The organism is Candidatus Pelagibacter ubique HTCC1062, from assembly GCF_000012345.1.
GTDB classification, from domain to species: Bacteria; Pseudomonadota; Alphaproteobacteria; order Pelagibacterales; family Pelagibacteraceae; genus Pelagibacter; species Pelagibacter ubiqueversans.
In genome coordinates this window covers 534,588-547,208 of the sequence record NC_007205.1, presented here as the reverse complement: position 1 = coordinate 547,208, position 12,621 = coordinate 534,588, and the positions used below count along the sequence as shown (strand labels likewise).

Below are 12,621 nucleotides of genomic sequence, written 5' to 3'. Positions count from 1 at the left end.
GATTAATAAATCTTACCAATCATTTCAGCACAATATTTAGCATCCTTCTCTGACATACCTGAAGTAAGTGGAGGGCAAAAATGAATCGAGCAAAAATATTCTGATCTTTTTAAGGAGCTTTTTGATTTAACTAATTTTTTAAAGACAGGTTGTCTGTGACAAGGTATTTCGTATACTTCACCTCCACACACCACACCTTCTTTAAACAATTTTTGTTTTAAATTTTTTTTATGTTCTATACTTTTTGCAAAAACTATCATCTTATAATTGCTACACCTATCCATATGATCGGTTTTACAAAAAGGAATTTTCTTTTTTTCAAAAACTTTTGAATAAATATCAAAAATTTTTTTTCTTTTACGTAGCATTGTTTTAAGCTTTTTTAACTGTATTAATCCCAGGGTTGCTGACACTTCTAATATTCTCCAGCTGTTTCCAAGATCATGATGAAGTCCTCCAAAATTACCAGCTCTCTTACCTTGATTTCTTAAGGACATTGATCTTTTATATATTGATTCATCATTAGTCGTGATCATACCACCTTCCATTGTCGTCATTACTTTTGTTGGGAAAAAAGAAAAAGCTCCACCAGTTGATTTTGCTCCAGCATTAATACCTTTTATAGAGCTTCCATGTGCATGGGCACAATCTTCTATTAAAAATAATTTTTTTTTATTACAAAAATTTCTTACTTTTAAAAAATCTGGTGAGATTATTCCTCCTATATGTACCCAAACAATTCCCTTAAATTTATATTTTTTATAGAAATATAAAAAATCATCATATTTAGGAGCAAAAAATTTTTCATCCATATCTAAATAAAAAGGTTTACCGCCTGCATATAAGATTGCTGCAACTGTCGCAAAATTCGTATTGGTTGGTACTGCAACTAAAGAATTTTTAGTTTTAATACTTAACATCAATAAAATTTGTAAAGCTGTTGTCCCCGAATTAACAGCAACTGCATATTTTGTTGATACTTCTTTTGCAAATTTTTTTTCAAATTTTATTGTTTGATCTCCTAAAATTAATTTACCATTTTTTAAAATTTCAGAAAAATCATTTAATAAGTGTTTTCTTTCACTTTTATTTAAATCAAAATAAAAAGGTGAAATTTTATTTTTTTTCATTTTTTTTTTTTTCATCAACCAACATATCTATAAACATCCTATACCAAAAAGCTTGAAAAAAATGAAATGTAAAACCTTCTTTTCCATCTAGAAAACCTAATCTAAAAATATACCTATAAATAAAATATGATGTAGATCTAAAAAATAGTGGCATTTTATTAAATAAATTTATTTTAAAAAACCTTCTAATTTTACTTTTGTTATAAATTTGATCTGAAGAAATATTCTTATTAAAGTTTTTATCAAAAATTTCTTTGGCCTCTCCTTTTGCTGTATCCAAATGTTTAAGTGTAAAAAATTCTATTTTATTTTTTAAATTATTTTCTATTAAATCTCCTCTAATTTTACTTGTTTTTCCTTCTATCAATAAATGTTCTTCAGTTCTCTCTTCATAAACAGCTTTTCCTCTTTTAAAAACTCTAGCTAACCAAAGTGGATAGATACCCCCATGCCTTATCCATTTTCTACACCAAATCAATTTTCTATTAATATAAAATCCATTATTTTCACTTTCTATATTAATATTTTTTTTTATCTCTCTTGCTAAATTTTCGGTTACCTCTTCATCAGCATCTAATCTCATTATCCATTCTGACTTGACTTCTACATTTGATAAAGCCCAATTAAATTGTTTAGCCTGATTAACAAATTTATTTTGAACAAACTTTACTTTATAATTCTCACATATACTTTTAGTATTATCAGTACTAAAGGAGTCTATTATGATAATTTCATCAGCAAAATTCTTTATCGACCCTAAGCATTTTTTAATATTTAGTTCTTCATTAAAAGTTAAAATTATTATACAAAGATTATTCATTGGAAGTTCAAAAAATTCATGAAAATTTACCATACAAAAAATAATATTAAAATACTAAATTTAAGAAATACAACAAATAATCTTAATTCAAATTTTAAAACTCTAATTATTTCAAATAACTCAAAAAACGCTTGGTCAAATGCAATAAATTCCTTAAAGGCAATAAAATTCAAAAAATCAAAAATTATATATCCATCTAATAAAAAAAAATTGGATTTTTCAATTTTTACAAAAATACTGCTTAAATTTAAAATTTTTTATGATCAGTTTAATATAAATAAAAAGATAATAGATGAACTTAATTATAATAATTTTCAAAAAATCATTATAATTCAACCTTTCAATATTTACGGTTCAACATTAAAAAAAATTAAAAAGGAACATAAAGGTATTGAAATTATCGCTCTTTTTATTGATCCACTACTTCATCAAAATTACTTTACCTTTAATTTAATTTTTTCTTTAAGATATTTTGATAAAATTATTTATAGACAGCCTTTCAATGAAAAATACTTAAATATTTTAAATAAAAATTTTAAAATTAGATGTTTTCCTGGAGTTACAAAAATTAAAAAAAAATTAGGAAAAAAAAAATATTTATACGATGTTACTTTCATAGGAACTTATGAAAAAGAAAGATTTGAATTACTAGAGTATCTGTCTCAAAATGATATTAAAGTAACTGTTTTTGGAAATGGCTGGCAGAATATTAAATCAAATAAAAATTTAATCATAAAGGGAAAGGCAATCTATGGTGCAAAATTTTACAAAACTATTTTTTCATCCAAAATAAATATGGGTTTTTTAAGAAAAGACAATCAAGATGTTTATAATTCAAAAACTGTCGAAATTCTCGCTGCTGGAGGATTTATGTTAAGCGAGTATTCTCCATATATTAAAAAAATTTTTAAAAATAATAAAGAACTAGTTTTTTTTAATCATAATAAATTAGAATTACTTAAAACTGTAAAATATTTTTTAAATAATAGTAAGTTAAGAGAAAAAATAAAAAATAATGGTTTTAAAAAAGTAAATGAAGGATTGTTTAATTACTCATCTCAATTATTAAAAATAATAAATTTTAAAACATGAAAGTCTCTATTTCATTATTTGGAAAATTTCATGCATTTTACATGGCAAAAGCATTGCATAAAGCTAATCATTTAAATAAAATTATAACCTCATATCCTAAATTTTTGGTTAAACCTAAATTACCAAGTAAAAATATTAAAAGCCTTTTTTTTTATGAAATTTTGTCAAGACTATTGAGATTTTTACAAAAATTTAAAATCATAAAAATTGATATAAATCCATTTGTCTCAAATTTATATAGTAAGTCAGTAGCTAAAAAGATAGATATGGATAATGACATAGTCGTAAGTTGGTCCAGTAAATCTCTAGAAATTTTCGAAAAACTAAAAAAAACAAAAACAATTAAAATTTTAGAGAGAGGCTCTTCTCATGCTTTATTTCAACAAGAAATATTAAAAGAGGAATATAAGTTATTGGGTCTAAAAGAGCCCAAGTTTTTAAATAACACAGCATTGATTGCAAAACAATTGAAGGAATATGATTTAGCTGATTATATATCTGTACCATCATCATTTGTTAAAAAAACTTTTACAGATAATGGTATTGATAAAGAAAAAATTATTGTTATCAATTACGGGATAGATGAAAATCAATTCATAAGAGCTAATAAAACAAAAAAAAATGATAAGTTTATAGTTTTATACGTAGGTTCAACTGAAGTGAGAAAAGGAATACATTATTTATTAGATGCAATTAAAATTTTAAATAATGAAAATATAGAACTTCATATAGTTGGAGAAATATCTGACTTTTTAAAATCAATTATACCAGATAAAAAAAATATTAAATTATTTGGTCATATTAATCAAAATCAACTATATAAATTTTATAATAATGCTGATTGTTTAGTTCAACCAGCTATAGAAGAGGGCCAATCTATTGTTCAAATTCAATCGCTTTTTTGTGGTACTCCAATTATTTTTACAAAAAATACAGGAGGCATAGATTTTTTTTACGATGAAAATATTAAAGGAGATGAAGTAGATATCAGATCACCTAAACAAATTTCTGAAAAAATTAACCACTTTATATTAAATCCAGAAAATCTAAAAAAATATTCTAATGAAATAACAATAATAGCAAAAAAGAAATTAACTATAGAAGCTTATGGTGCGAGATTAGTAAAAAAATATAATGAAATTTTGACCAAATGATAATTCTTAATAGGATTTTGAAAGGAACTTCTGAAAATGTCGTTGATAGGTTCATAAATATAATAATTAAATTTATTGAACCAATAATTTTTTTAAATCTTGCTACAATTGAAGTTTATGGAATTTGGTTAATAATATTTTCACTACCAGCCTATATAATGATAAGTGATTTGGGCTTTTCTACTGTTGGTCAAAATCAGATAAATATGAATATCAAAGTAAACAAATTTGATTTAGCGCAAAAAAATTTTTTAAATACTTTAAATTTGAGTATAATTTTAAACGCAATATTCTCTTTACTTTTTTTCTTAATATTAAAAGAATTTTTTGATAATGGTTTTTTAAAACTTGGTCCTATTAAATCAAACGAATTTTATAAAATAGCTATAATATTAATTATATATACTTTTGTCCATCAGCTTAATGGACTTTTTATATCCATATATGCTGCACATAATAGATATTATTTTAAAATAAGATTAGGATATTTATCAAAAATTATAGAAACTTTTTTGTTATTCTATTGCCTATATAATAATTACAATTTTGAAACTATTGTTCTGTATTTTCTGATTAATAAAATTTTTTTTTTTATTTTCATAATTTTTGACATAGTTAAAAGTTATAATTGGATTAAATTTCAATTTAAATTAGAAAAAAAATATATTAAAAATAATCTGGACCATGCTTTGTCTTATTTGTTATTTCCAATTACGAACGCCTTAAAATATCAATCAACCAATTTAATAATCAATTCAATTTTAGGCCCAAAATATGTGGCTCTTTTATCTATTTATCTTACATTAGCAAGAGTAATGGTTAATCTTACAAGTATAACCGATGGTATTATAAAAATTGAATTAGCAAAATTATGGATAAGTAAACAATTAAAAAATTTAAAGAAAATTTTCATTTTTAATATCCAGGTTACTTTCTATGTTTCAATAGCTATTATATTGGTATTAAGTTTTTCTAATCAATTAATTTTTAATTTTTGGATTGGAAAAGATTTTAATATAAATCAAAATCTTTTTTTTATATTCTTGATTTCAACTTTTTTTCAGAGTTTATTTAATTCATCCGTGGCCCTTCTCACTTCAACAAATAATTTTAAAAAGATTACACTATATAACTTTATTAATGCGGTAATTTTCATTTTATCTCTTTATTTTTTTATGGATTTTAAACCAAATTTATTTATTGTCGCTATTTTATTTTTAATAAGTGATCTTATTATTTTTTATAACGCTTTAGATTTCTCGTCAAAAATGGTGAAGGACAACTTAAGAAATAGCCTTATAAAAATTTTTTCATTTAAAAATTTTAAAGAAGCTATATCAAAAATTTATAAAAATTATGCAAAAAATTAGAACATCACATTTAATTTATTTTTTTATAATAATGTTTCCTTTATCAAATTATTTACTACCGTTTTTAATATATGGTGATGAAATTAATATACGAATTTATCACGAAGGATCATTTGGTACGGATATTGAAGCTAATGAAGTTGACACTTTTTCAGATAATGGCAACTATAGTTTATCTCAGCCACAAGGTATTGTTCGTAAGATAGATCCAGAAAGTATATATACTTCATTACTATATGTATTAATATTTTTTTTAACGTCCTTTTTTACTTTTGTATTTAGAAATAAGCATTTAAACTACGAAGTATATTTTCTTGAAAATAAAAAAAAGGAGTATTTTCAAATACTTTCTTTATTTTTTATTGTTATTTTAACTATTAATTATTTTGAATTAAGAAAAGTGTCTAATCTTTTTGAAAACTTGATCTTAATTTCTAAAATATTTTTTCTTTTTATTAGTTGTACACTGATGTTTACAAGCAAAAATAAAAAAGAATTAGCTCTTTTTATGATTCTGGTTATCTTAGCGTTTTTGTATATTGTTGAGGTGCGTTCAAAAAACAATTTACCAATTAGTTACAAATTAATTTTTTATTTCTATTTTTTAAGTTTTATTGTTTGTATTTTTTTAAATTTAAAAAATAAATTAACATTTATTAATGTTACAATTTTAGGTACTGTAGGTATTATAGTTATAATTACAACTTTCATTTGGAAGACAAATTTAAGAAGCTATTCGGATTATAATTGGAATAAACTTTCACAAAAAATTTACATTTATAATGTCAATAAACCTTTCAAGTCTAATAATGTAATCTATTCTGTTTTAGGTGCCCCAATTTCAAGAATAAATAAATTAGATCAGCTTTCATATATTATTGAGACAAAAAAAAATCATAAACTCCTTTATGGTGAGTCTTATATTCCCTTATTTAGTAAATTTATCCCAAGACAACTTTGGAAAGATAAACCGCATGAAACTTTTGGAAACAAATATGGAAGAAATTATAAGCTAATTCCATCTTATAATAAAAGTACCAGCGTGGGGGCCTCAACAATAATTGAGGCTTATATAAATTTTAGATTTTTGGGTATCATTTTTTTAGCTATATTTTATGGTTTGGTATACAGAATTTTAAATTTCTACATTCATAAAAATAGAGAAAAAAATACTTACTTATCGTTTTTGTTGATATCAATAGGTATCTTTATATCACTTACATCTGAAAGTAATCTGTCCTCTGGACTAGGAGGTGCACTTCAACTTATACTTATAGCTATCGTATATAATAGTTTATCAAAATTTGTAAAAATAGATAAAAAAAATGAAACATAAAGTTGCAATTGTTGGTGGAGGTTTTTTTGGATGCTTAGCATCATTAAAACTAGCAGAAATAAAAAATGTGTACGTTGATTTATATGAAAGAAAAGAAGATATTTTACTATCGGCATCAGGTAAAAACCAAATGAGGGCTCATATAGGTTACCACTATCCAAGATCTAAAGACACAGTTAAAGAGGTTCAAAAATCAACAAAAAAATTTCAATCATTTTTTCCAAAAAATATATTTGAAAAAACAAAAAATTTTTACGCAATAACAAATAAAAAAACTAAAACAAATTCTCGTCAATATTTAGATTTTTTGAAAAAAAATAATTTATATTTTAGAAATTTAAAAAAATTTCAATTTTTTGAAAAAAAAAATATTGATAGTGTTTTTTTAGTTAAAGAAAAAATTATAAATATATTTAATGCAAGAAAATTTTTAAAAAACAAAATTTTAAATAATAAAAAAATTAAATTATCTCTTAATACGAAATTTAATAAGAGTAATATAGAAGATTATGATAAAATCATTTATGCCACCTATGAAGAAAATAATTTAAATATTAAAGGTTTAACAAAAGATATTATAAAAAAAAGATATGAACTTGTTGAGAAAATTCTTGTTAAAATGCCGTCAATATTTTCTAAAACTAGTATAGTTGTTTTAGATGGTAACTTTGTCTGTATTGATCCATATTTGGGAACAAATTTACACTTGTTAAGTGATGTTAAAAATTCAAAAATTGAGATTCAAAACAAAAGGTTTGTTAAATTCAATAACTACAAAAAAAAATATTTAAGTAAGCAATTAGTTAAAAATGTGAAAGTTTCTCTTTTTAAAAAATTTATTAAAGATTCGAAGAAATATTTACCCATACTAACTAAAGCGAAATATCATGGATCTTTTTTTGTTGTAAGAGCAATCAATCATAATAAAAATGACACGAGAAAAACTGAAGTAAAAAAATTATCAGAAAAAATTTTTACAATATATAGCGGTAAATGGATTACTGCAGTTTCAACAGCAATTAAGTTAAAACTTCAAATAAAAAAAAGCCTAAAATAAATAACTATCTAATATTTTACAATCAACAAAATTATGATTATGAAAAAATGTTTATTTCTAGATAGAGATGGTACAATAAATAAAAACCTAGGCTATATTTACAAATATGAAAATTTTATTTGGTTAAAAGATGCAAAAAAAGCAATACAATATGCATATAAAAAAGATTATCTCATAGTAATTATTTCAAATCAATCAGGTGTAAGCCGTGGTTATTTCAAAAAAAAGGATTGTGATTTACTTAATTTAAAAATTAATGAGAGTTTAAAAAAATTTAAATGTAAGATTCATAAATTTTATTATGCTTTTTACCATCCTAATTTTAAAAAAAAAAAATACAAGGCTAGTTATAGAAAACCAAATCCAGGTTTGTTTTTCTTAGCAAAAAAAAAAATGAACATTGACCTGTCAAAAAGTTTTATGATTGGTGATTTAAAATCTGATCAGATAGCAGCTAAGAAAGCCGGAGTCAGATTCAAATTAAAAAGAAATAATTTATTAAAAGAAGTTAAATCAATTATTTGATAATATTTTTTTTTCCCAATATATAATCTGATAATAAATGGGTTAAACTCAAATGAATGTCCTCAACTAATCCATAATTTTTGGAGTTCAGATTTATACAAATATTGCTTAATTTAAATAATTTACCACCCTTATTTCCAGTAAAGCTAATAATTTTTAAACCTTTTTTCTTTGATATTTTTGCAGCTTCTAATAGGTTTTTACTATTCCCTGAAACACTAAAAATTATCAATATATCGCCTCTTTTTGCGAGACATTGTATTTGCTCTGAATATATTTGATTAAAATTAACATCATTACCCATAGCTGTTAAAGTTGAACTATTGGAAGAAAGTGAAATGATTCTTATAGCTGATTTAAATTTTTTAAATCTTTTTAAATAATCACAAGCTACGTGATCGGCAGTAGAAGCTGATCCACCGTTACCACAAGTAAAAAATAGTCTCTTATTATTAATAGCATTTTTGAAAATTTTTGAAATATCTATTAATTTTTTAATATCTAAATTATTTATAATATGAGATTTAGAATTTAGATCTTTTAAAATAATGTCTTTCATATTTACATTTTCTCATTATAAATTTTTTTCAAAACTAAAAAAAAATAGTATACAAAAAAAATAGAACTCTTATTTATTCTTATATATTTTTTTCTAACAATTTTAAAAACTTGAGATTCTTTGAAATTTTTAAATCTGTTTTGAAAAATTTGCTTATCATTATATTTATTATTTATCTTACCAAATCTATTTAAATTAAAAAGTATTTGCAACTGAATACTTGATATAGATGCTTGTAAAGTAATTAAAAAAATAAACTTAAATAAGACAAAATTAACTAACAATATAATAAAATTCACTAAATTTAAATCATTGAATTTTGATAAAAAAAAACAAAAAATTATTATATTTGTAATAAAAATAATTTTAAAATTTAAGATTAGCCTTTTAGATATTTTTTGAGCTAAGTACATTCCCAATAAAAATGTAAAAATAAATACTAAAATTAATAAAATCAAACTCATTTATAAATTATATGTTTTTTTTAGCGTTGAAAATATATACATGAATAATTTTCCTTTTTTAGATATAATTATATTTTTTTTTTTTTTTATAAGAAAATTTTTTTGAAAATTTTCTTTAAGTCTTTTTTTTGTAAATTGTTGGTTTAAAAAATTTTCATTTATTTGTATTTTTTTTGACATATCATTATTAGCTAGATGATGAATCATAAATAATGAAGGGCTTGTATTCTTAATTCCAGTAAAAGTTAAAGTATAAAAGATAGAAAATAGAAAATAGAAAAATAAAATATTAATTAATAAAAGATTTATTTCAAAAATATTTATAAATATTATAAATATTATGATAAAGAATTTTAATGAAAAGATAATATTTTTTTTAAAAAACCTATAAATTAGTATATCAATAGAAACAAATATTAGAAAAATAATTAAATGATATTCAAAAGAAACACTCAAATTATATCAGTTCTTTTATTATCATTATCATCTGTTGTAATTTTTAATATATTTGAATTCTATCATACAAACAATAATTATTGGCACTATTTTTACAACAACCATTCTTGGGATGAAATAAATACCTATTTTTTAAAAATACATTTAGTTGATCAAGGTAAATATTCATTTAATTTAATTGACGATACATATGTGTTTATTTCAACTTTTTTTTCATTTATACAAAATTTTATTTTATATAAAATTTTCAAATTAAATTATCTTAATTTAAGTAGTAATATTTTTATTTTTTTGATGAATTTTTACTTATTTTATATAATATTATGTAAAATTTTAAATATTCCAAATTTACATAATTTATATTTAGCATGTTTTTTTACACTCACTATAGGTTATGGGCCTCAAACCTATAATGAAATTTTTGAAATTATATCATTAAACAGTACACATTTATTGGCTCTTACAAGATCAGAATCGCCTGGGAATACCAATATATGTTTTTTAATTTCTCTATTACTATTTTTAAATAAAGATAAAAATTTTATCTTTCTTTTTTTTTCTCTATTAGTCAGTTTTTATTCATATTTTTATAATACCTTAATTCTATTTGTATTTTTTAATATAATTTTTTTTTATGAGTTTATTAAGAATAAATATAAATTTACGAAAAAAATATTTTTATCAATTCTTTTAACCTTATTCTTTTTTTTACTCTGGTGTTATTTAATTTTACAATCTGATCCCAATGGCTACTTTCAAGATATTTCTAATAAGACAAGCCCAAATGACTTAAAAACATTAATAATATCTTTAATTTATATATCAATAAATTTATTATCTATAAAAATTTCTAATAAAAAAATAAATCTTAAAAATAATTCTATCTATTTAATTTTTTTTCAGATTTCATTTTTATTTTGCTATTATAGCAATTTAATAACTGGTATTTCTTTAGGAGGTGAAGACCACTTTTATTATTTTTCAAATATTACATATTGGTTAACCATTTTAAATTTTTTTTTAATATTAAAAGTAGGTATTAGTAAGTTTATACCAATTTTATTTTCTTTTTTTGCAATATTTTTATTGATTGCACAATATAATTACTCTTTGAATTACTTTATAGAATATAAAAAAAATTTAGAGATACAAACAAAATATTTTGAAAGTTTATATGAAATAAAAAAATATCTAAATGAAAAAAATATTATTGTATTAGATATACCAACTATTAATTTTTTTAATTATTATTTAGATATAGATAATCAATTAATAAGTTATCAAAACAATAATTATAATTCTAAAGAAAGACTCGATAGATTTATTAAAACTTGTCATATTATCAAAATTTATGAGGATGACTGTTATGAATTAATATTTAAAAAGAGTAATATTCTCTATTTTAAAAGTAATGTTAATATAGCACAATTATTTTTTGGACTTGATTTAGATGATGATTTTTATCATTCTATAACAAGTGAAAAGTTTCATAAAATTGAATTTAAAGAAATATTTAATTTTTTTTATAGAGAGTATAATGATTATAACAATTTACCAAATCTAATCATATTTAACCACATTGATTACCCTGAAATAAATTTCAAAAAGATTGATTATAAAACTGTATTCAGAAATAATTTTTTTACTATTTTGAAAAAAATATGATATTTAACTTTTATGTTCATATACCAACTTATTTTTTTTTAATTTTTCAAAATTATTCATAATCCAGCTTTTAGTGTGATCTATCCCAAAAAAAATATTTGCTTCTGGTTTCCAGCCTATTTTTTTTATTTTTTTTGATGACATGTTGTAAGAAAAATCTTTACCTGGTCTTTCTGTTGCTATTTGCGTAAAATCTTCAAATTCTACATTCAGATTTTTACAAATAATTTTTACAATATCTTTAATTGTGTGCATTTTTTCATTTGTTATATGATAAATTTCTCCTGCTTTTCCTTTACTATTAATTTTCATTAGCGCTGAGGAAACATCATCAGAATAAATAAACGACCTTTTTGATAAACCACCACCGTCTAATTTAATTTTTTTACCTAACATAATAGATATTAATGCTTTTGGTATGAGCTTATAAATTTTTTGCCCTGGCCCATATATGTTTGATGCTCTCGTAAATAATACTGGAAATTTATAATTATCAAATAAATTTTTTAAATACATATCGATTGAAGCTTTTGATGATGCATAAGGTGTACTTGGAAAATAATTAAAACTTTCAATAATTTTACCTTTTGTGCTTCCATATACTTCAGGCGTTGATGATTGGATGTATTTATCCAAGTAATCCACATTTTTAAGATAATCAAGAAGTTTTACATTTGAAAGTAAATTTGTTTTGTACCAATCTAAAGGTGCATCCCAACTATTTTGAACAATACTTTGTGCTGCAAAATTATAGATAATATTTGGTTTTTCTTTTTTTAAAATTAAAATTAATTTTTTCAAGTCTTTATTTAAATCTATTTTGAAAAATTTAAAATTTTTTTTCTTAAATAGCATATTTGAGTTAAGGTTTAGATTATTTTGATTTGTTCTACTTGCCCCAATAATTTTAATATTTGTATAATTTCTATTATATATGTAATTGATAAAACTATTCCCCATAAATGAATTAGAACCAATTATAAATATTTTCAT

Annotated in this window: 12 protein-coding genes; 7 read left to right on the top strand and 5 right to left on the bottom strand. The window is 21.7% G+C overall.

Annotated elements, in window-relative coordinates; translation table 11 throughout:
• Window positions 1-2: 2 nt before the first annotated feature.
• Complete coding sequence (locus tag SAR11_RS02810; RefSeq protein ID WP_011281784.1) at window positions 3-1,130, bottom strand: DegT/DnrJ/EryC1/StrS family aminotransferase; 1,128 nt, start codon at window positions 1,128-1,130, stop codon at window positions 3-5.
• Window positions 1,117-1,983 (bottom strand): glycosyltransferase family 2 protein, encoded by an 867-nt coding sequence (locus SAR11_RS02805; RefSeq protein ID WP_272866820.1) that lies wholly within the window; start codon window positions 1,981-1,983, stop codon window positions 1,117-1,119. Before SAR11_RS02805 ends, SAR11_RS02810 begins: the two co-directional genes overlap by 14 nt.
• Between SAR11_RS02805 and SAR11_RS02800 the strand changes: the two genes are divergently transcribed.
• The 6 genes from SAR11_RS02800 to SAR11_RS02775 are packed head-to-tail and all read left to right on the top strand — an operon-like array spanning window position 1,969 to window position 8,484.
• Window positions 1,969-3,042: a glycosyltransferase gene (locus SAR11_RS02800; protein ID WP_006997353.1), complete on the top strand. Its 1,074-nt coding sequence runs from the start codon at window positions 1,969-1,971 to the stop codon at window positions 3,040-3,042. The genes SAR11_RS02805 and SAR11_RS02800 overlap by 15 nt on opposite strands.
• Entirely contained in the window at window positions 3,039-4,196 is a 1,158-nt protein-coding gene (locus SAR11_RS02795) for a glycosyltransferase family 4 protein (protein WP_006997354.1), read from the top strand. Before SAR11_RS02800 ends, SAR11_RS02795 begins: the two co-directional genes overlap by 4 nt.
• On the top strand, window positions 4,193-5,566 hold the full coding sequence (locus SAR11_RS02790) for a lipopolysaccharide biosynthesis protein (protein WP_006997355.1): 1,374 nt from the start codon (window positions 4,193-4,195) through the stop codon (window positions 5,564-5,566). The genes SAR11_RS02795 and SAR11_RS02790 overlap by 4 nt, the downstream gene beginning before the upstream one ends.
• Window positions 5,553-6,902, top strand: coding sequence for a membrane protein (locus SAR11_RS02785; protein WP_011281781.1), 1,350 nt, complete (start codon window positions 5,553-5,555; stop codon window positions 6,900-6,902). The genes SAR11_RS02790 and SAR11_RS02785 overlap by 14 nt, the downstream gene beginning before the upstream one ends.
• Window positions 6,892-7,959: an FAD-dependent oxidoreductase gene (locus SAR11_RS02780; protein ID WP_006997357.1), complete on the top strand. Its 1,068-nt coding sequence runs from the start codon at window positions 6,892-6,894 to the stop codon at window positions 7,957-7,959. The genes SAR11_RS02785 and SAR11_RS02780 overlap by 11 nt, the downstream gene beginning before the upstream one ends.
• A gap of 39 nt (window positions 7,960-7,998) precedes the next feature.
• A complete protein-coding gene (locus SAR11_RS02775) occupies window positions 7,999-8,484 on the top strand; it encodes a D-glycero-alpha-D-manno-heptose-1,7-bisphosphate 7-phosphatase (RefSeq protein ID WP_034400308.1) in 486 nt (161 codons plus the stop codon).
• Here SAR11_RS02775 and SAR11_RS02770 read toward each other — a convergent pair.
• Together SAR11_RS02770 and SAR11_RS07095 are read right to left on the bottom strand one after the other, a co-directional pair.
• Window positions 8,477-9,043 carry an SIS domain-containing protein gene (locus tag SAR11_RS02770; protein ID WP_006997359.1) on the bottom strand — a complete coding sequence of 189 codons (567 nt, stop codon included), beginning with the start codon at window positions 9,041-9,043 and terminating at the stop codon, window positions 8,477-8,479. The two genes, SAR11_RS02775 and SAR11_RS02770, sit on opposite strands and share 8 nt — an antisense overlap.
• 464 nt (window positions 9,044-9,507) lie before the next feature.
• Window positions 9,508-9,687, bottom strand: a complete 180-nt coding sequence (locus SAR11_RS07095) for a hypothetical protein (protein ID WP_236608328.1) — start codon at window positions 9,685-9,687, stop codon at window positions 9,508-9,510.
• A gap of 252 nt (window positions 9,688-9,939) precedes the next feature.
• Here SAR11_RS07095 and SAR11_RS02755 point away from each other — a divergent pair, with 252 nt between their 5' ends.
• Entirely contained in the window at window positions 9,940-11,628 is a 1,689-nt protein-coding gene (locus SAR11_RS02755; protein WP_011281779.1) for a hypothetical protein, read from the top strand.
• A gap of 3 nt (window positions 11,629-11,631) precedes the next feature.
• Here SAR11_RS02755 and SAR11_RS02750 read toward each other — a convergent pair whose 3' ends face one another.
• Window positions 11,632-12,621, bottom strand: a complete 990-nt coding sequence (locus SAR11_RS02750; protein WP_011281778.1) for a GDP-mannose 4,6-dehydratase — start codon at window positions 12,619-12,621, stop codon at window positions 11,632-11,634.

Bases quoted from the DNA above. Each gene is read 5' to 3' on its own strand.
- SAR11_RS02810 (WP_011281784.1), bottom strand. From the start codon at position 1,130: ATGAAAAAAAATAAAATTTCACCTTTTTATTTTGATTTAAATAAAAGT.
- SAR11_RS02755 (WP_011281779.1), top strand. From the start codon at position 9,940: ATGATATTCAAAAGAAACACTCAAATTATATCAGTTCTTTTATTATCA.
- SAR11_RS02775 (WP_034400308.1), top strand. From the start codon at position 7,999: ATGAAAAAATGTTTATTTCTAGATAGAGATGGTACAATAAATAAAAAC.
- SAR11_RS02750 (WP_011281778.1), bottom strand. From the start codon at position 12,621: ATGAAAATATTTATAATTGGTTCTAATTCATTTATGGGGAATAGTTTT.
- SAR11_RS02790 (WP_006997355.1), top strand. From the start codon at position 4,193: ATGATAATTCTTAATAGGATTTTGAAAGGAACTTCTGAAAATGTCGTT.
- SAR11_RS02805 (WP_272866820.1), bottom strand. From the start codon at position 1,983: ATGGTAAATTTTCATGAATTTTTTGAACTTCCAATGAATAATCTTTGT.
- SAR11_RS02770 (WP_006997359.1), bottom strand. From the start codon at position 9,043: ATGAAAGACATTATTTTAAAAGATCTAAATTCTAAATCTCATATTATA.
- SAR11_RS02780 (WP_006997357.1), top strand. From the start codon at position 6,892: ATGAAACATAAAGTTGCAATTGTTGGTGGAGGTTTTTTTGGATGCTTA.
- SAR11_RS07095 (WP_236608328.1), bottom strand. From the start codon at position 9,687: ATGTCAAAAAAAATACAAATAAATGAAAATTTTTTAAACCAACAATTT.
- SAR11_RS02785 (WP_011281781.1), top strand. From the start codon at position 5,553: ATGCAAAAAATTAGAACATCACATTTAATTTATTTTTTTATAATAATG.
- SAR11_RS02800 (WP_006997353.1), top strand. From the start codon at position 1,969: ATGAAAATTTACCATACAAAAAATAATATTAAAATACTAAATTTAAGA.
- SAR11_RS02795 (WP_006997354.1), top strand. From the start codon at position 3,039: ATGAAAGTCTCTATTTCATTATTTGGAAAATTTCATGCATTTTACATG.